The sequence below is a fragment of the Aliterella atlantica CENA595 genome (genome assembly GCF_000952155.1).
Taxonomy (GTDB): Bacteria; Cyanobacteriota; Cyanobacteriia; order Cyanobacteriales; family Chroococcidiopsidaceae; genus Aliterella; species Aliterella atlantica.
Window position 1 is genome coordinate 1 of sequence record NZ_JYON01000038.1, and the last position, 20,119, is coordinate 20,119.

15 protein-coding genes are annotated in these 20,119 nt (G+C 41.4%); 6 read left to right on the top strand and 9 right to left on the bottom strand.

Translation table 11 applies throughout. From position 1 onward, the window contains the following. Nucleotides 1-484: SDR family NAD(P)-dependent oxidoreductase (locus UH38_RS22875; RefSeq protein WP_045057020.1), on the bottom strand; the 484-nt coding region annotated here is incomplete at its 3' end. Nucleotides 485-1,207: 723 nt separating this feature from the next. After that, nucleotides 1,208-2,461 carry a glutamate carboxypeptidase gene (locus tag UH38_RS22880; RefSeq protein WP_052672535.1) on the bottom strand — a complete coding sequence of 418 codons (1,254 nt, stop codon included), beginning with the start codon at nucleotides 2,459-2,461 and terminating at the stop codon, nucleotides 1,208-1,210. Nucleotides 2,462-2,909: 448 nt separating this feature from the next. Between UH38_RS22880 and UH38_RS22885 the strand changes: the two genes are divergently transcribed. After that, nucleotides 2,910-3,566 carry a hypothetical protein gene (locus tag UH38_RS22885; RefSeq protein WP_045057021.1) on the top strand — a complete coding sequence of 219 codons (657 nt, stop codon included), beginning with the start codon at nucleotides 2,910-2,912 and terminating at the stop codon, nucleotides 3,564-3,566. 91 nt (nucleotides 3,567-3,657) lie between these two features. Then, the gene (locus UH38_RS22890) at nucleotides 3,658-3,858 is read left to right on the top strand and encodes a hypothetical protein (RefSeq protein WP_144405760.1); all 201 of its coding nucleotides are present in this window, start codon (nucleotides 3,658-3,660) and stop codon (nucleotides 3,856-3,858) included. Between the two features lie 342 nt (nucleotides 3,859-4,200). Here the strand turns inward: UH38_RS22890 and UH38_RS22895 are convergent, their stop codons facing one another. From UH38_RS22895 to UH38_RS22910, 4 genes are read right to left on the bottom strand one after another with little or no spacing between them, the layout of a single operon-like run. Further along, on the bottom strand, nucleotides 4,201-6,111 hold the full coding sequence (locus UH38_RS22895) for a hybrid sensor histidine kinase/response regulator (protein WP_045057023.1): 1,911 nt from the start codon (nucleotides 6,109-6,111) through the stop codon (nucleotides 4,201-4,203). Then, entirely contained in the window at nucleotides 6,104-6,562 is a 459-nt protein-coding gene (locus UH38_RS22900; RefSeq protein WP_045057024.1) for a response regulator, read from the bottom strand. Before UH38_RS22900 ends, UH38_RS22895 begins: the two co-directional genes overlap by 8 nt. A 6-nt stretch (nucleotides 6,563-6,568) precedes the next feature. Next, complete coding sequence (locus tag UH38_RS22905) at nucleotides 6,569-8,587, bottom strand: ATP-binding protein (protein WP_052672536.1); 2,019 nt, start codon at nucleotides 8,585-8,587, stop codon at nucleotides 6,569-6,571. Nucleotides 8,588-8,592: 5 nt separating this feature from the next. Continuing rightward, nucleotides 8,593-14,616: a hybrid sensor histidine kinase/response regulator gene (locus UH38_RS22910; protein WP_045057025.1), complete on the bottom strand. Its 6,024-nt coding sequence runs from the start codon at nucleotides 14,614-14,616 to the stop codon at nucleotides 8,593-8,595. A gap of 232 nt (nucleotides 14,617-14,848) precedes the next feature. Here UH38_RS22910 and UH38_RS26490 point away from each other — a divergent pair, with 232 nt between their 5' ends. Together UH38_RS26490 and UH38_RS22915 are read left to right on the top strand one after the other, a co-directional pair. Continuing rightward, complete coding sequence (locus UH38_RS26490) at nucleotides 14,849-15,085, top strand: hypothetical protein (protein ID WP_235355385.1); 237 nt, start codon at nucleotides 14,849-14,851, stop codon at nucleotides 15,083-15,085. Continuing rightward, entirely contained in the window at nucleotides 15,085-15,846 is a 762-nt protein-coding gene (locus UH38_RS22915) for a restriction endonuclease (RefSeq protein WP_052672537.1), read from the top strand. Before UH38_RS26490 ends, UH38_RS22915 begins: the two co-directional genes overlap by 1 nt. A 43-nt stretch (nucleotides 15,847-15,889) precedes the next feature. Here UH38_RS22915 and UH38_RS22920 read toward each other — a convergent pair whose 3' ends face one another. Both UH38_RS22920 and UH38_RS22930 read right to left on the bottom strand, forming a co-directional pair. Beyond that, nucleotides 15,890-16,108 (bottom strand): hypothetical protein, encoded by a 219-nt coding sequence (locus UH38_RS22920; protein WP_045057026.1) that lies wholly within the window; start codon nucleotides 16,106-16,108, stop codon nucleotides 15,890-15,892. A gap of 294 nt (nucleotides 16,109-16,402) precedes the next feature. Then, nucleotides 16,403-17,251, bottom strand: coding sequence for a metallophosphoesterase (locus UH38_RS22930; RefSeq protein WP_052672538.1), 849 nt, complete (start codon nucleotides 17,249-17,251; stop codon nucleotides 16,403-16,405). A gap of 177 nt (nucleotides 17,252-17,428) precedes the next feature. Here UH38_RS22930 and UH38_RS22935 point away from each other — a divergent pair, with 177 nt between their 5' ends. Next, the gene (locus tag UH38_RS22935) at nucleotides 17,429-18,244 is read left to right on the top strand and encodes a hypothetical protein (protein WP_045057028.1); all 816 of its coding nucleotides are present in this window, start codon (nucleotides 17,429-17,431) and stop codon (nucleotides 18,242-18,244) included. A gap of 69 nt (nucleotides 18,245-18,313) precedes the next feature. Here UH38_RS22935 and UH38_RS27975 read toward each other — a convergent pair whose 3' ends face one another. Continuing rightward, nucleotides 18,314-18,436 carry a hypothetical protein gene (locus tag UH38_RS27975; RefSeq protein ID WP_268748911.1) on the bottom strand — a complete coding sequence of 41 codons (123 nt, stop codon included), beginning with the start codon at nucleotides 18,434-18,436 and terminating at the stop codon, nucleotides 18,314-18,316. A 246-nt stretch (nucleotides 18,437-18,682) separates the two neighbouring features. On the opposite strand from UH38_RS27975, the gene UH38_RS22940 reads away from it, so the two are divergent. Then, entirely contained in the window at nucleotides 18,683-20,011 is a 1,329-nt protein-coding gene (locus UH38_RS22940; RefSeq protein WP_045057029.1) for an alpha-amylase family glycosyl hydrolase, read from the top strand. The last annotated feature ends 108 nt before the right edge of the window (nucleotides 20,012-20,119 follow it).

Consider the following 20,119-nt stretch of genomic DNA (forward strand, 5'->3'; position numbering starts at 1 on the left):
TGCTGGTGGAATAGTGTGTCAGTCCTGCGATCGCTGCCCAACCCGCCGCCGATGAAATGTTGACAATATGTCCCGCTCGTCGGGCAATCATATCGGCAACAAATAAGCTCGTCAGCCGCATGGGAGCCAGGAGGTTAATCTGCATCAGCCGTTCCCATTGCTCAGGGGGGACTTCGTCCATCCGCCCAAATACTGCAATCCCAGCATTATTGATCAAAATATCAATCGGAGTGTTAAGTACCTGCACCTGTTTGTAGAGTAGATCGCAGCCCTCTGCTGTAGATAGATCGGCTACCAGGCAAGCCAGCACCTCTCCTGTTGATATCTCTTGCCCAATGGCTGCTCGCTGCTGCTCTAGAACAACCGCATCTAGATCCGTCAGAATTAGCCGACTCCCTGCCATAAGCAACTGTCGGGTGAGTTGCTGTCCGAAACCACCTGTTGCTCCCGTAATCAGTACCACGGCATCTTTTAGTTCAGTCATGGCAGTTCCCTTAACGCCCAGGCGAGAAATCGATCTGTATAGTATAGGACAAGCTGATTAGGATTGATACAGGATACGGATAGTGTTGGCGAATTGCCTAAGATTATCTGGAATCCTTAATCTATCGGAGCGACAATCTACTTCATAAGTTGCCACCAAGCAGGACTATTAAGAAATACCTCGCTGCCTAACGTAAGCTATAAAAAGTATGTTGTTCCATTTAAGTGGTAGTCATAAACAAGTAAGGATGCATAGTAAGCTGATGAACATTCGAATTACCATCTTAAAAAGCTTGCAGCATAAGGATGCATAGTAAGCTGATGAACATTCGAATTACCATCTTAAAAAGCTTGCAGCATGAGTTTTAGATCTTGTTTCGTGCAAATTAAGTGTCCATTAGCTTAGTTAATAATCACACTGTACCAATATAATTTTCCAACTTCTTGAGAACGATAAACTTTTGTATCCTAAGCAGGACAGTTGTTGACGTAAAGTGCAATCTGCACTTGGTTATTCAAAAGTTGATTTGTTTCAATTGGCTTAAGCATTGGTTAGCAGTATTTACACACCTGCGTTACTGACTAGATTTGAACAACCGATCGGACTGATGAATCAGTTATTTGTCCAGTTGTGCATAAGCTACATATACAGATTGTCTTTTCCTCTGCCTAAATTGATTAAACAGAGATATACCAAATAGTATAAGATGTGACAGCAAGAGTATTAGCCTGACTCTCCCAAATCTATCATCAGCTTACATAACAAATAAATTCGAGCAGTAATGCGCTCCAAATCAATATACTCGTCTGAACTATGTGCGCCACCACCAACAAGACCGAGCGCATCTAGGGTAGTTGTCCCAACTGCAGCCGTGTAGTTACCATCTGTACCACCACCACTTCCCTCGACACCAAGCTTTAGACCGATTTGTTGGTAAATTCCTTGCGCTTTTTTGACTAACGCATTTGTCTTAGGATTTGGGGAAAAAGGGGGACGACCTTTCTTAGCAATCGTTCTAATGGTAGTGCAAGGTAACAACTTGTTTTGAGATAAGCGAGTAAAGTCACGGTTGAGGCGCTCGTATTCCGAATCTTCCAAAACTCGCACATCGGCTTGAACTTTGGCAAAGTCTGGGATTTGATTCGGGCGATCGCCTGCTTGAAAAACTGTGAAATTAACTGTCGTCTGCTTCTGCGGATTTGCTAATTTACTAAGCTGTAAAGCTTGATGAGCTGCCTCTAGCAGTGCATTACATCCTTTCTCAGGTTCAGCCCCAGCATGGGCAGTTCGACCTTTGACTTCAAATCCATAATAGCCAATGCCTTTGCGCCAAGACGTGACTTTATCTTGCGGCGAACCAAATTCTAAGACTAGCGCCACATCATGCTGTTTCGCTGTTGCTTTGATTAATTCGCGAGAGCCAAAAGATCCGGTTTCTTCATCTGGATTAATTAGGAATGTAATAGTACGAAAGTTTTGAAAGTTTAGCTCCTTCAGAACTTTGAGGGCTTCGATTCCTAAGATGATTCCGCCCTTGTCATCCATTACACCTGGACCATAAGCTTTTCCCTGCAAGATTTTGAAAGGATGTCGAGCGACGGTTCCTGCCTCAAACACGGTATCTGTGTGGGCAAGCATCAGAATCTTACCTTTGCCAGTTCCCTGAACTGTTGCTAAAATATTACGTCCAGCACTGGGCGCTGCATTTTTTGTTTCGATAGTTGCACCAACAGCTTTGAGTTGCTGGAGCGCAAAATTCTCAACTTGTGTTATTCCCTTTCGATCTCCTGTTCCAGAATCAATATTGACAATGGTTTCTAGCATCGTCAGGAATTCGCTTTGGGCTTTCTGAGCCTTGTCATACAGAACCGGATCGGGACCTGCAACAGCCAAACCAATATGTTTTAACAGCACGAGCGCCAAGATGAAACTTAACAAGCCTACGGTTGCATAAATGATAAATCTTCTCGCGGACATTCTAATTGACCTCCAGAAAACTGCTGTAAGATTTATTAGAGCAATATATCTGGCTTTGCATGATAAGGGTATGAATTGAAGTAAATTTTCAATGCAATGTCCAGAGTGCGATCGCCTCATAACCGTCATCACTGAAACAAGCGAGGTTAAAAAAATAACATTTATAAGGATTGTAGCGTTGAAAATTAAAACACAAGGCTTAGACACTATTCCTTCAGGCAACTGCGTCGTCAGCTTCTCTGCTAAGTTAACGTGCATTTAAGTTGCAGGAATTTGCTCCTAAAACCCTTACGGTAATGCTTTCAATCCTGAAAATGAATGACGATTAGCTTAGGAAATTTTTCCCTCTAAATTATCGTGAACTAAAGAACTGCTCAAAATCAAGAGAAAATTTACTACTCAACGTAAGTTATAAAGAGTATGTTGTTTCGATTGAGCTATTTTCACGGTGCAAAACTCCCAACCCGCCAATCCTACAATTACTAAACTACTGGAAGCCGATGCCGACCTAGCAGCGCAAGAAGCTGAACTAAACGCTCAACTGCAATCAATCGGTGAGAAACGCCGCAGCCTGAAAACCGTGATTGATATGTTTGTTCCTGCACCTACTGCTGATACTGTGCCTGTAGCAACACCAGCACAACCACCAGTTGACGAAGAACAATCCCAGCCTACTGCTCCAGATGATGTGCTTTCAGAGTTAGACGGTGCAATGACAGATGCTCCTAAAGCTTCAGCACCACAGCCTCAAAAGCAACAAGGTAAGAAGAACTCATCCTCTGCTAGCACCAAGCAAAGCAAGAAGTCTACACCCGTCAAGAAATCAAGTAAGGCTCCCGACACTTGGCATGAGTATGTCAAAGACGACTTTAGTAATATTTCTTTAGCTGAAGCCGTATCTAAAGTTATGCAGCAGCATCCAAAGCAAGTATTAGAGATTGCCACAATCATAGATAACATATTCGTCAATGAGATCCCAAAAGAGATAAGAAGCACAGCGCGAGAGCGTGTCTCAAATGTCCTTTCAGTTGGCGCAAAGAAAGGTGACTGGTATCGGGGTCAACTAGGTAAGTACAGTATGTCAGAGTCAGCAGTTAAGGGTTAACTCAGGGATAGAGCCTGAAGCTATTCAACAATGAGCGACCGCTCATGCTAGATAGGTGAGGGGTAAGGAATTGGAGTATGTCTGGAACAGGATGAAATTCTGTAGTCTAGAAGTTTGCTTCTTTACCACATCTATACAGCTAGGTGCGATCGCATTTATGGGAATGCCAGTAGCGGTAGCTTGCGCCAAACCAGATGGTGTCTGCCATAATCTACGGGTGATGGCTTTGGAGACGAGGAAGACTGTGCTTTTGCCGCAGATGTGGTGGGATAAGTTAACGAGGAGGCACTAATGGGTATTTTTGGGTTTATGTTTGGACTTGCTTGCCTAGTTGTGATTGTGTGGGCGATTACAGATTGCAGGATAATTTTGGACTAATAATGCCGCCACTTGAAGGGTGTTTTGGGATTCATTAGTAACAGGCAGAATTATTTTCTCTATTGTAATTATTTATCTTACCATTTTTTGCAACACCACCTAGCTTTCGCCATTATGAGTGGCGTGATGTTGTACGCACTAATTTTTTGACCTACGCCTAAAACTTGGCAAGTATATGTCCGTCGTGACTTAAATCTTGTCTTAAAAAATGCATCAGTCTAACTCTAATATAATTTCTTCTTAGGTCAATGTTAGGCTAAATCAGTTTTGAGATATTTACTCTACAAACCTGAGTGACTATTTTAACTAATTCTTCTGCCGTGTAAGGCTTGGGTAAGAATTTTTGGATGTCTGAGTTTGCTTCCCTAGCAGTCTCAATGCTGAACGCTGAACCACTAACTGCAATAATTTTGACTTTTGGATTGATCCTCTGGATTGTGCTAATCGTAATAGAGCCGTCCATACCAGGCATCATGAGATCCATTAACACTAGGCTCACTTTATCTTTGTGCTTGATATAGAGTTCGAGTGCTTCGATCCCATTACAGGCAGTTAGCACTTGATAGTTATATGCCTCTAAGACTACCCTGCTACTTTCACGCATTGCAGCTTCATCATCGACAACTAATACCAATTCATTATTTCCTACTAATATCTCTAAATCTGTGACCTGTACTGGTTCTTTTGCTACAAGTGCAGGCAAAAAGAAGTTAAATTTTGTTCCTTTACCGACTTCACTCTCCACATTTACAAAGCCAGCATGACCTTTAATAATTCCAATGACTGTTGAAAGTCCAAGTCCTGTACCTTTTCCATACTCTTTTGTTGTGAAAAACGGCTCGAAAATTCTATCAATCGTTTCAGGTGCAATGCCCATCCCCGTATCTGCAACGGTTACTTTGATGAATGAACCTACCTTAGCATCAAAACTCCTTTGAGCGCGCTCCTCATCAATCAACACATTCTGAGCAGAAATTGTCAAAGTACCTCCATCTGGCATTGCATCGCGAGCATTAATGCAAAGATTCATAAATACTTGATGAATTTGCGTGGCATTTCCAGTCATAGCCCAAAGCTCTAAACAAATGTTCACATCTGTTGTGATTGATTTGGGAAACGTCTCTTCCACGATCTGCTGAATCTCTAGAATCAAGGGTTCCAACCGAAAAACAACTTGTTCTCCTTCAATGCCACGAGCAAATAATAGAACTTGCTTGATTATGTCTGCTCCGCGCTTTGTGTTCGCCTCCATCATTTTTAGCAATTGTCGATTCTGTTCATTCAAACTAGGCAACTTTATTTGCAACAGTTGAGAAGTTACGAGAATTGGAGTCAGAATGTTGTTGAGGTCGTGGGCAAGACCGCTCGCCAGCGTACCGACACTTTCCAGGCGTTGGGCGCGGAAAAATTGAGCCTCAAGCTTTTTCCTTTCAGTAACGTTTGTGCCAACGATAAGAATCGATTTGGGTTGGCGATTGTCATCGCGCATCAACGTCCAGCGGCTTTCAACAATTACTTCTTTGCCGTTTTTGGTAACTTGATGCAGTTCTCCAGACCATTCACCCTGCTCAAATAAGATTTTTTGAGCTTCTTGAGATTGAGGAGAAGACTGCGGATAAAGCAAATCGTCAGTTTTCCCTAAAACAGTTTCTGCGCTCCAACCGTAGAGATGTTCAGCCCCCTTATTCCAAAATAAGATGCGACTAGTCAAATCTCGCACCAAAATTGCATCAGTGGCAATGTCAAGCAGTGCGGCTTGTTCTCGAATTTTTTGTTCGGCACGCTTGCGTTCGATCGCATATCGAATCGAACGGGCGAACACATCGCTATTGACTTGATCTTTGAGCAAATAATCTTGAGCGCCTAACTGAACTGCACTAATGGCGACTGTTTCATCGTTCAAACCAGTAATAACGACAATTGGAGTATTGCGAGCGCGATCGTGGAGTTTGACAAAGGTTTCCAGACCTTGAGTGTCGGGTAGAGAGAGATCCAGCAAGATTACATTAAAATCATTTTCCTGAAGTTGCTGCAAGCCCTGGCTTAAGCGATCGACTTGCTTTAATTCAAATTGCACGGGCTTCGCCTCCATCAAGAGTTCCTGCAATAACCGTGCATCTCCAGGATTGTCTTCAATAAGCAAGACTTTAATCAGCCGATTATTCATCCTTTCCCTCTAGTGGAAGTTTTACAACATTGAGCCAAAAATCTTCGATCGCTCGAATAACTTGAATAAAGTGCTCTAAGTCAATCGGTTTGGCAATATAACAATTGGCGTAGCAATCGTAGGCACTAAGAATATCTTCCTCAGCTTGAGATGTCGTTAAGATCACAACTGGAATCCGTTTTAAATTTGGACTAGATTTAATTTCAGCTAGGACTTCCCACCCATCTTTACGAGGTAGATTTAAATCGAGCAAAATTAGGTCGGGATGGGGGGATTGAGCAAATTTACCTCGCTTTTGCAAAAACTCGATTGCCTGAACTCCATCGCTAACCACGCTCAAGTTGTTGAGAATTTTTCCTTCCTTGAGAACTTCTTGAGTCAGCCGAACATCACCAGGGTTGTCTTCCACCAGCAAAATCTCAGTCAGTTTTTCAAGGTGTAAATTTCTCAAAATTGATTAACTCCCTCCGGATTGATCTGGAATGGTAAAACAAAAAATTGAACCTTTGCCCAGTTCAGATTCTATCCATATATTCCCATTATGTCGCTCTATAATTCTTTTACAAATTGCTAAACCAATTCCTGTTCCTGGGTATTCGCTGCGATTATGCAAACGCTGAAAAATTATAAATACTCGTTCGGCGTACTGAGGATCGATGCCAATGCCGTTATCTTGCACGCGAAATAACCATTGCTCGTTTTGAGCTTTGGCTGAAATATGAATAATTGGAGAATTGGTTCCCCGAAATTTAATCGCGTTGCTAATCAGGTTCTGAAATAGCTGAATTAGTTGGGTGCTATCTGCCACAAGTTTGGGTAATTCATCCCAAGTGACAACTGCCTGATTTGCACTAATGGTAAGTTGGAGGTTCAAAATCGCTTGCTGAACTATTTCATGGCAATCAATTTGCTTAAAGCTTTTTCCCCCTGTACCAATCCGCGAATAGGCTAACAAATCATTAATCAGTGTCTTCATGCGAATGGAGCCTTCCACCGCGTAGCCAATAAAGTCGTTGGCGCTCTCATCGAGGCGATCTTTGTAACGCCGCTCTAATAGTTGAAGATAGCTCGTCACCATTCGCAATGGTTCTTGTAAATCGTGAGACGCAATATAAGCAAACTGTTGCAATTCAGCATTAGAACGAGCGAGTTCTTGACGCTGACGAGTTTCTTGCTCTAAAAGCTGTGCTTGAGCTAGAGCAATCCCAATCTGATTTGCAAGTTGCTCAAGCAACTCAACTTCAAAGCTAGTCCACTGACGAGGGCAATCGCATTGATGAGCAATCAGCAACCCCCAAAGTTCTGCTTTGATTAAAATCGGCACGACTAGCTTAGATTTGACCTGAAACTGTTGCATAAACTCGATTAGACAAGGTACAACCTTCTCTTGCTCATTGGTGACATCGGCAATATTACAAATTTTTCCTTGACGATATTGCTCTCGACAATTGATCGGAAACACTTCTTCTGGAAATTTACGCCCGATCGCAGTTGACCAACCAGGTAGCACTTCCTCAGCAACTCCGCTTCCGGTTCCGTCTGACCACAACCGATAAATCAGCACGCGATCGGCTTGGAGAAGTTTTTGTACTTCAGTGACGCTACTTTGCAGAATTTGTTCGAGTTCTAAAGACTGACGGATTTTGAGGGTAACTTCTGCGAAAAGTTGCGCTCGCTGATACTGACGCTGTAATTCTTGCTGCGCTTGTTTTCGCTCGGTAATATTTTGAAAATAAACGCATATGCCATCTTTAGTTGGATAGGTATGAACGGCAAACCAAGAATTTAAAGGCGGATAAAATTCTTCAAATTCAACGCCAATTTGTTCGGTTAGAGTGCGGTGATACTGCTGATAAAAGGTTGAGCCAACTGCTTGCGGAAACTCATCCCAAATGTTTTTGCCCAGCAAATCTTGCTGCTTTCTTTGCAATAGCGGCTCGGCTTGTGGGTTCAAGTAAGTAAAGCACCAGTTTTTATCGAGCGCAAAAAAGCTATCAGTAATGCTTTCTAGGATATTAGTAGCTCGGTTCCGTTCTACGTTTGCTTCGGCACGAGCGACTTGTTCTCGCGCCATTTGTTCTCGAAGTTGCTGCGTAAGTTTGTGCAGTCTTAAATGAGTCTGGACGCGAGCGAGGACTTCTTCTTGCTGAAACGGCTTTGTGATATAATCTACTGCGCCCAAACTCAAGCCTTTGACTTTATCGATGGTGTCAGTAAGAGCGGTCATAAAGATGACTGGAATTTCTACAGTCGTTTCGTTCGCCTTCAATCGACGGCAAGTTTCAAAGCCGTCCAGATTTGGCATCAGAATATCAAGCAAAATCAAATCGGGCAAAGCATAGTTGGCGGTTTCGATCGCGCCTTCTCCATCTTCAGCCACCAAGATTCGCAAGTCTGCATTGGTTAGACACTCAAATAAAACTTCAAGATTTGTAAGCGTGTCGTCCACAATCAATATGGTTCCCCGATCGACCATAGTTTTCACTCAGCGATTTGAAACTGTTTAATAAATTCTAAAATTTGTCGTCTTCTAAACGCTTTGGCTAGTTGAATAAGGTGAGCCGCAAAGGGCATCCACTGCGGATCGAGTGTCTGTAGCCTAGCGGCTCGCTCGGCGATCGCTTTCAAGTCACCCATCATTGCCAAATCTAGTAAAACCGACATTTCCTCAACAGAAGGAGCGATCGTTTGAGCATTGAGTAAGATAGCTTGAGCAGAATCTTTTGGCACACACTTAGCGTCTTCGTAAATCCATTCTAGCTTTAGATAAAGCCCAAGTTGCTTAATTAGTTCTGCTTCGCGGATTGGTTTTGGTATAAAGTCATTACAACCCACATCTTGGCTTTGCTGTCGATCCATGTCAAATACACTAGCTGAAGTTGCAATGATTACAGTTTGCTGTAAATTTGGCTGGGCACGAATTTGATGAGTTGCCTCAAATCCGTCCATCGTAGGCATCGCCAAATCCATCAAGATCGCATCCGGCTGAAACTGACAAGCCTTTTGCAGCGCTTCTTGTCCGTCGCTCGCTTCAAATATCTGGAATCCAAGCGGTTGTAACAAATTGATTAATATCAAACGATTCGATCGATCGTCATCTACAACCAAAACTTTTCGGCGCTCGCCTTTAAATCCCCGAATAGAGGGGCGATCGCCAGACGGGAACTGCAGTCCCTGACTAATTTCAACAAGCTCTAAATCAAACCAAAAAATGCTGCCTTTTCCTAGAGTGCTCTGGGCGTGAATGTCACTTCCCATCAGTCGAACGAGTTGGCGACCGATCGCTAATCCTAATCCAGTTCCTTCAGTTTGCCGACGATGTTCGCCCACTTGCTTAAAGGGTAAAAAGATTTCCTGTAGTTGCTCTTGAGTCATGCCAATGCCAGTATCTTCAATGCGAAACCGAATTTTTGTAGGGTATTGAGTGTTTGGCTCAAATGCTCCTAAAGAGCCAACTTGAAGCGTTACTTTGCCTTTATCAGTAAATTTGACGGCATTCCCCAAAAGATTTAGCAAAACTTGCCGCAATCGTTTCTCATCAGCTTGAACTATTTTTGGCAGGGGCGATAGTGCCTTTTGAGTAAACGAGATTCCTTTTTGTTCAGCGCGAATTCTACAAATTGCTACAATTCCTTCTAGAAACTCCGGAAAATAGAAATCATTCAAGTGAAGTTCCATCTTTCGAGCTTCGATCTTTGATAAATCTAGAATATCATCAATCAACGTTAGCAAATGTTCGCCGCAGCGATGGATAACATTAATTGCATTTTTCTGAGAGTCTGTAAATACTTCATTCTTACTCAAAATTTGGCTATAGCCCAAAATACCGTTGAGCGGGGTACGAAGTTCGTGGCTCATGTTTGCCAAAAATTCACTTTTGGCGCGGTTGGCAGACTGGGCTGTTTCTTCTGCCCGTTGGCGGTCACGAACCTCTTGTCGAAGCTGCACCGTCCGCTCTTCTACTTTTACTTCTAGTGTTTTGCTATAATTTTCTAACTGTTCGTGCGATTGCTTCAAGTCAGTGTTAGCGGCTGCCAAATCTTGATAAAGACGTGCATTCTCAATTGAGATAGCAGCCTGAGAGGATAAAAGTTGTAAAATTTCTATTCGCTCTGCTGTAAAAACACCCGTAGTTAAATTGTTCTCTAGATAAAGAATGCCAATTAGCTTGCCTTGCTGAACGATCGGCACGCACAATACAGATTTTGGTTGGTGATGGAGAATATAGCTATCCGTTGTAAAAATATCCTCATGAATTGCGTCATTTAAAACCACATTCTCCTGGGTTTGCCGGACATAATTGATGATTGATAGCGGTAAGCGCTGGCTTGTTTCTACAGCGATTGATTGTTGAACGACGATCCGATCTCGATTAATACACCCAGTCGCTTCGATAAAGAGTTTCGAGTCTTTTTCTAAAATTAATATCCCTGTTTCTGCACCTGCATTCTCAAGCAAGATTTGCATCAACGTTGTCAGTAAGTTACTTAAAAGAATCTCGCCTGACAGAGCTTGCGCTGCTTTCATGGCAGTAGTTAAATCTAGCTTTTTATTACTTTCAGAGTGATTAGTAGTTTGTTGAAAACTTATATCCCTTGTTTCACTCTTGACTGAGGTCCTAGCTAGAAATTGAGGATACTTTTCTTCTAGATGCTCAACTTTAGCTTGAGCGCCCCAAACTTGATAAGCATAGTGCGCCTTTTGGAAATAGAGTTGGGCGATTGCTACTTTTCCCCACGCTAAATAAAATTTAGCTGCAAGTTCATACGCCAGAGCTTCTTCATTCAGGTATTCGTTTTCTTTAGCCAAAGCAATAGCTTGGTCGTACAGTTCCATTGATGCTACTTTTTCGCCTAAAACTCGTTGCTTTTCTGCCTCAACTAGATAAAATTTATGCAGATAATTCATTGGGGCATGATCCGCCCATCTTTGCATTTTTTCTTGATTAGCTTTTACTTTGTCAACAAGTCCTTTTTGTTCTGGCTGTGGAGTATCAGGATACACTGCGAGCTTGACTAAAGAATCGTAGAAATAGAAGAGAGGAACATGAGGTGTTGCAACAACTGCATCTAAATAATTCTCTTCTATCGCAGTATTTTTAATTGCTTCTGAGTAGTTTTCAAATAAATAGCAAAGTAAAAGTTTATTCAAATATATGTATGCAATTGCTGCTTTGTCGTTTGCTTGCTCGTATAGTGGCAACCCAATCTGCTCGTCGCAGGCTTCACCTTGAAGACGACAGGGATTTTCACTTTTTCCCAGTAAATTTAAGGTAGCCTGCCAATAAATTTCGTGATAATTGAGTGCTGTTTTTTGCTTAATTTTATTAATAGCATCTCTGTTGAGTGCCATCTCTCTTTCAAGGGCAGTCAGTTCTTTGCCGCTATAGTAAGCGAAATAGGAGTACACCAATAGACCAAAAGCACCAAATTCTAAATCTCCTGTCTCTATGCCGCTAGAGTAAGCTGACATCAAAGGTTCTAAGGTTTGTCTTAAATGCTCTTTCCAAGGTCGGATAAATATATTGACTATGACGATTGTTTTAGCTTTAATTTCTTGAGTATTTAACTTTGACAGCAGATTTAAAGCTAATTGACCGAACTGATAACCCGAATCGATATCTCCTACAACTCCGCAAAGCAGAAGACCATAATTAGCATAAGCGCTAGGAGAAACGGAAGCGTTACCATATTGGACCGATAAATCTACTTGTTTGCACACTACCAACGGTAGGAGTGTAGGAGCAGCAATATATGCAGGAGCAAAGATACTTGCTAAAAGCCTGATGACTGCCAGCTTATAGGGATCGCTCATTTGAGGCAAATCAATCAAATCCTCAATTGGCTGCCCATTCAAAATTGCTGCAGTTCCAGATAGTGCTTGCTTAATATCAGATGGAACTGGATTTTCCGGAAAATTTACCCCCAACAGCTTTAAGATTTGTAGCGCCGTGTTAACCGCTTCTAGTAGTTTGTTCTGCAAGACATGAGCTTGAATCTGGACTTCATGTACCTTTACTTTGTCAAGTAGAGTTTCAGCGCAGTTTTGTACTATGTCAACGAATCTCTGTATTACTTCAAAGTTACCGTTCAAATATGCCAACTCTGCTGCTTCAGTATGTAGTGCTAATGCCAGTTCGTACTGATAAGTCCAGCTATCTTTTCCTAACAATCCTATCCCCACTTGCAAATATTCTGTAGCTACAGCATAAGCTATTGCGGCTTTGGCTTTTCGTCCAGCAATTAAATTAAGTTTGGCGATTTCAGTTCGTTCTGCTTTACCTGTAACTAGATCAATTCCTATGTTGAGGTGATCGACAATTTCAAATATCTTTTCTGATAGCGTCTCTGGTAACGTATTTTGCCAAAGCAAACGACCAATTTGCAAGTGAGTGGCTTGCTTAGAACTATTATTAATTAACGCATATGCTGCTTGTTGTACTCTATCGTGGAGAAATTTAGATTTGAGATCCAGTCTATGAGTGTCCGCATCATCTTGCAGTGAAATTTTTACATCAGATGTTACTGAAATTAAACCTCCTTCAATTGCAGGCAATAGATTTTGATAAGTAGTGGCTGGCGATCGCTTATAGATAATTGCAAGAGTCTGCAGATCAAACGTATTCCCTACACAAGCTGCCAACTGCAACGTCTGCTGAGTGGATTCAGGTAATTTTTGCAACTTCTGAATCATCAATTCTACAACATTATCTGTAATGTCAAGCGCCGCAATTTGGGTAACATCCCATTGCCAGCCAGCTTTACCGACCTTTGATGGAGCCTCGAAGGTCAATAGGCTTTCCTGATACAGCGTTTTGAGAAATTGATTGACAAAGAATGGATTGCCTGACGTTTTACGCAGGATTAATTCAGCCAATGGTCGGACAGAACTTGCATCACTATGAAGCGTGTCAGCAATGAGGTTGCCAATATCTGCAAGGGCTAAAGAAGCTAAAGTAATTTCATAAATGACAACGGCTTTAGCCCGCAGTGAGCCAAGAGTCATCATTAAAGGATGACTGGGGCTGACTTCATTATCTCGATAAGCTCCAATTAAAAGTAAATAGCCTGTTTCTGCATCGGTCACGATCGCATCTAGCAGCTTGAGCGTGGCAAAATCAGCCCATTGCAAATCATCTAGAAAAAGCACCAAAGGGTGTTCTCGCGAACAGAAAACGTGAATAAAGTTTTGAAAAACAAGATTAAATCGGTTTTGTGCTTCTGTGGGTGCTAAATCTAGAGCGGCGGGTTGCTTGCCTACAATCAATTCTACGTCTGGAACAACATCAATGATGACTTGGGCATTGCTGCCTAGAACGGTTGAAAGTTTGGCTCGCCATTGTGTCAGGTGTGTTTCGCTTTCAGTCAGGAGTTGTTTTACTAATGCTTGAAAAGCATTAATAAGTGCTGAGTAAGGAACATTGCGTTGAAATTGGTCAAATTTGCCGGAGATGAAATATCCTCTAGCACCAACAATAGGTTTGTGGATTTCATTGACTAACGATGATTTACCAACGCCGGAGTAACCCTTAACCAACATAGCTTCAGTTTTGCCAGCACTGACGCGCTTAAAGGCATTCATTAATAAATCAACTTCACGATCGCGCCCGTACAACTTTTCTGGAATTAAAAAGTGGCTAAATAAATCCACCTCTCCTACTTTGAATCGAGAAATAGTGCCAGAGGTTTCTAGCATTTTTAGACAAATTTCTAAGTCAGCCTTCAGTCCTAGCGCACTTTGATAACGGTCTTCCGCAGTTTTGGCAAGTAACTTCATGACAATATCGGATACTGCCTCAGAAATATCCGCATCGACAAGATGAGGCGGGACTGGCGATCTAGCGATATGGCAGTGCATAATCTCCAACGCATCAGTCGCTTGAAATGGTAACTGCCCAGTCAACATCTCATATAAAGTAACACCTAAAGAATAAAAGTCAGCGCGGTAGTCAAGCGATCGATTCATTCTTCCAGTCTGTTCGGGCGCTATATAAGCGAGAGTGCCTGCGAGCAAATTGGCAGAATGACTGATTTGACCTTCTCTCGTTAAGCAAGAGGCAATACTAAAATCAATAATCTGAACTTGCCCCGTTGTTGGATTAATAATGATGTTATGCGAGTTAATGTTCTTATGAATAATATTTTCTTGATGAAGTTGTGCTAGCGTTGAAGCTAGTTGAATTGCAACTTGTAAAAAGCAATTCAATTTACAAGGACGACCTGCAAGAAATTTTACTAATGATTCTCCTCCAAAGTCTCTAAAAATCAGAGCTAGCCCATTTTGAGAATTCTCTAGGCTCAAGGGTTTAATTACTCCATCAATATTTGAGGAGTGGAGAATTTTGAATTCGTGCTTTAATCTTGTGATTTCTTCAGCAGTCGGCTGCTCTGATTTCAGTGTTTTGATTAATACAGAGCTAGAATCTACTTCTTTAGAAGCGCGATAAATAACAGTGTTTTCTCCTTCGCAAAAGACTTCTATAAGATTATAACCAGCAATATTCATATTAAGATTTTCTGTACTTAGATGATTAAAATATTGAGACTACTAATATATCAATTGTTTTTTATAAGTCTTATCATTACACTATTTGTATAAAATTAAACTTAAACTTTCCTTAAAAATTCTCAATACATAATAATAAATTTGTTCGGGTGATTAATTGGATAAAATTCTATATTTCTTCCACCATTAAATATTACGCGATCTACTAAAAAGTTGGATTAGTTAAAATGGAGTGGAGCCTCGAAATACTTTGCAGTACACCCCTTCCGACCAAACTACTTTCTTTTATTTAGTATGGACTCCTTTAGTAATCTTCTACTGTGCGATCGCCTTCATGGGAATGCCAGTAGCGGTAGCCTGCGCTAAACCAGATGGCGTTTGTCATAATCTGCGGGTGATAGCTTTGGAAACTAGAAAGACGGTACTGTTGCCGCAGGTGTGGTGGGATAAGTTAACGAGGAGGCAGTGATGGGGATCTTTGGTTTCCTGTTTGGGCTTGTTTGCTTGGTTTTGATTGCGTGGGCGATCGCAGCAGTAGGTAATGCCGTTTTTGGTCGCAAGCATCGGCAAAGAAGGCGAACTTCTGGGCAATCGCCTAATCCTACAGAACAAAAGCGATCGCGGGAAACAACTGCGCCCAGTCTTCCTAGAACGCAAGTTTTGCCTCCACCTAAAGCGATGGTCGCAGAGCGTTTGCGGAGCATGGTCGTAGAGCATACCGCCGAAGGCATCGCTTTGTTGCAGCCGCCAGCTTCAACGAGGGTTCACCTTAAAAGCAGTAGGCATCAACAATATATTCAACAGGCAAACTTTGTACTGGAGCAACTGCGTTCAGGCGGAGTTCAATTGCCCAAAGCGCTCTATATTCTGCGGAAAATGAACTCCTACGCTTTTGAAGAGTTACTCCTAACCTGCTGTCATGAACGAGGCTGGGACATTGAACATAACTTTAAATATAGCAATGATGGTGGTTTAGACGGACGAGTAACAATTGCTGGGAGGCTTTATCTAATTCAGGCAAAGCGTTATCGCGGCTATATTAACCCTAAGCATGTCCATGACTTCCACAAAGTTATTCACCAAGAAAAAGCCTATGGAGGATTTTTTGTTCATAGTGGTAGAACTGAAGAGTTAGCTAACCAATTGCTGCGGGAGTATGGAATCGGTTTACTTAGTGGTCAAAGCCTGGTTGACTTTGTACTGGGGCAGAGCTTAAAGGTTGTGGGGTAATTTTACTTTGCTGGTTATGCATTCAAGAGCAGTCAGCCAATGCTTACGAACTTTGGCGATTACCCTTCTCCACTCGCTCGATTGCAGCTCGAGCTTTTTCTAAGGTAACTTCGGCTGAATCAGTAGCATTGATAAAAGCAATACCAGGTCTATTTTTTAACTCACCGATCAGTTCTTGAGGCGGTCTACCACTGAGGCTAGCTTCCTTGAACTGTTTAACTAATTCATCAGTGCTGAGATTTTTGAGATTATTTACGCTCATTAGATAAATTCTCCTTGGGCATTAATGATAAAAAGGGTCGTATTTTCTGCCAAAGTTGCGCTTCTGGCATGAATATATAGGAAGTCTCCTGTTATCTCAACCTGGTATACATACCACTGAATTTGAGGCAATCCATTAATTAAATTGCACAGCACATACCATTGTAACTCTGAAGGCATTTTCTTATTTGAGGTAAATGAACTTTATTGATGATATAAATGCTCTACTGGGAAAAGGTAATTATCAAGCACAAATTAGAGGTAGCTCACACTCAAGTTCAATACCTAGTCATATTCAGTTCAAGAACCACTCAAAATAACTAATTTCTGGAACTACACCTATTCTTACTGGTAACACCGAAACTCCTAGTCCACGCGATACATATAACCAGGGCGCACTATCTCGATACCAACCACTAATATAGCGTCCGCTACCATTCGGACGTAAAGGAGTAAAGCCAAATAGTGATATTTGTCCGCCATGAGTGTGCCCTGATAACATATATTGTGGTTTGTATTGTCTAAGCATTGCTAATTCATCAATTGAAAATAAATCTCGATATGCTGGTGAGTGGGCAAGTAATAAGTGATTCGGTTGAGGGCGAACACCTTGAAGCGATTTCATTAAATCTGGTTTGCTAGTTAAATCGTCTAATCCCGTAATTAATATAGTGCGATCGCCATAGTTATGTAAAATACTTTCATTAACTAATAAGCGGCAATTGTAATTAGCATAGATTGCTGTTAAACGTTTGAGGTCAATATCAGCCCAGTATTCCCAATTCCCCATAACTGCATACTTAGCTGTTTGCCGATTAAGGCGCGATAAAAAGTGTTCAAATCCATCAAGTTGTTCGGCTTTATCGATTGAATCTCCAGTAAATAATATAATGTTTGGGTTAAGTTTATTAATTTGTTTGGCAATAAGCTTTGAGCGGTTGTTAAATTTTCTAAGATGTAAATCGCTGATTTGAACAATTTTAAAACTATTATTCGCTTCAGCAAATTGCTTATTTAGTTGGTGGTGCGCAACGACAAAACGATTCGGCTCTATAACCAGTCCATAAAAACTTAGTAGACAAAAGCTTGTAATAATGGCAAGTAGAATGGGTAAATACTTTCTTCTATTCTTTCTTTTTGACATTAGTATAAATTTATCTAAAAATATTTACTGACACTATCTGACAGCGCTTGTGTGCCTTACTGGTTCAACATACCTAAAACCGCTTAGATATTCGTCGCATTTAAAGCTTGTTAATTTCGCATTTTAATAAATAACTGTCAGCTTGCTCAACTAACTGAAAAAATTAAGTGTATCACAATGCGAAAACTACCCGAATGCCGCCGCTGTAAATTCTATGCTGATAACGAACTTCTAGTTTGTGCATTGCATCCAGATGGCATCGCTCATGGCAATGATACCTGCTCAGATTTTGAGATTACCAAGCAGAGAAGACTTAAGGAGCATAACTATAGAGCAGAAGATTTAGACTTTGCCTCAGCACTGATCAGGAACCAAGGATGCACGGACGAGCAATTTTACTATCACGGCTTATCGGAAATGATGGCTACAATGCTCTATAACCCGACTAGAGATTTATTGGAACAGCCGCTCTCAGATTTTTTCTATTATGTGCTGCGCCTATCCCAGTTATTAGCAGATTTAACTAGGTACACCCCACTGCAACTTCCTGACGAGCGCTACGGGCAACTTAGAGCAGATGAACGCAGCATTATGGTCCATCAAGCGCGGTTTTTGATTGCTCACGGTTGGGCAGAAGTTTTAACCCCTCAAGAGCGGCAGTTTCTCTACGGAGAAGATTTTTATATTGCTAGACGCATTACTAATTACTTAAGTCGTGAAAGTGATTTAACTAGAGCAGTTGGGCAGCCGTATTTTGATGATATGTTAGAGCGTATTAGCTCCAATGCAAATCTACATGGCATTGAGGCAGTTGAACGACTTTTCGGTAGCAATCTGTTGTTTGGCTTCAAATATCCTCCCGATTTTGACCTCAATAAGTGGAAAGGAATTGGGGCGGATAATCAGACAGACTTGGTAGTACCTTTTTCAGTACCAAGAACAATTGCTTTTATTAAACAGAGATTTAATATTGTGCTGAACTATCCATTTTAGCTTTAACAAAGCAACTGCTCTAGTTCTAGCTTCAAACCTTGGGGTAATACTCAAGCGCTCAAAAAGGAGCTATAAAATTAGCACTGAGATATCAATGCTGGTGTAGAGGCGATCGCCATGAGTACAACTAAAGTTCATCACGCGATCGGCATTGGCGGCACTACCCTGATAGTCTTGTACACCGAAGCCCACTGCTGGCAGTTCCGGTTGATAAGCACTGGTGGGGTAGTCTTTGGGGAGCGCAAGATTTACGGAGAGCGCTGAAGCGGCTCTTAAGGCGGGGTTGGAGTGGGTCGAGCAGGGAAGTTAAATTAAATGTAGTAATGCTGCTTACTATTGTCACTGATTATCATGGTTCAATACTCTAATAAAATATCGGCTTTAAACTATCTATAGTTTCGTAATTTCTAAAATTAAAGCTAAAACTTAGAATCAGATATGCGTGACGTAATTTTTCATGCTTTTAATTGGAAATACCAAGATATTATCAAAGCAGTCGAGGATATACATAAGGCTGGTTATGGTAGCGTTTTAGTTCCGCCACCCCTGTATTCAAATCCCGAAGGCAAGGATTGGTGGCAACGTTATCAACCAAAAGACTACCGAGTGCTGTTATCTCATTTGGGTGGAAAAAAAGATTTGCAACAATTAATTGAGAAATGCCATAAGTTCGAGCCTAAAGTTAAAGTTTACGCTGATATAGTCATTAACCATATGGCTAATGAGAATCGAGCAGATCGCTTGAATTTTCCAGGTGAAGCTGAACTTGAGAAATACCGAAGTCAACCAGATGTATATGAAGAAAATCGCTTGTACGGTAATTTAAGGGAAGGTCTGTTCTCGCCTTGGGATTTTAATCAAGCCGGAAATATTCAAGCTCATGAATGGCTAGAGCGAATTAGAGTCATATTCGGTAATTTAAGCGATTTACCCGATCTAAATGATTCGCCTTGGGTTTTATTACAACAACGAAAGATGTTCATTGCTCTGGCAAAAATGGGATTTGATGGCTTTCGTATTGATGCAATCAAACACCTTACTGAAAGGATGATTGATAATTTTGCCGATCTTGATGAAATCGCCAGTAAATATTTATTTGGTGAAGTTTTGACAGGTAGCGATCGTGACGAGGATATTTTTATCGATCCTTTTCTTCAAGAAACTTGGATATCTGCCTATGATTTTCCTCTATTTGGAACAATTAGAGAGGCATTTAGTTTTGGTGGTTCCTTAAGAAAACTTGTTCGTCCCGAAGCTGAAGACAATGCTCTACCTTGGCATCGGGCGGTGACTTTTGTTGTCAATCATGACGTTCCCTATAACAATGGTTTTCGCAGTTGGTTATTAGAGCGGCAGGATGAGCATTTAGCTTATGCTTATATTTTGGGAAAAGATGGAGGCGTTCCTTTAATATTTTCCGACCATAACGAATCAGCAGAGCAACATCCTGAAGATAAAGATCGGTGGACTAATATTATCGAACGTCCAGATTTAGTTAACATGATTCGCTTCCATAATGCCGTTCACGGACAACTGATGGTAATTTTATTTGAAAGCGATACAACGTTAGTCTTCCGTAGGGGAAATTTGGGAATTGTTGCTATTAATAAAGGCGGAACAGAGACTTGGGTTGAATTTAGTACCTGGGGTTTAAAAAATCCAGGTGATTATGTAGACTTAATTCACGGACATCAGATGAAAGTTGAGGGCAATCGTTTTACTTTATATATTCCTCTTAGAACTGCTCAAATGTGGCTAGCACAGTAGTTAACTTCAGCAAATGTATTTTTATTAAAGTCTTTACTTTTGTTTAATTAAACTTACCGATCGCTATCACAAGTCGGTTACTAAGGAGCTGCGACCGCACACTAATCT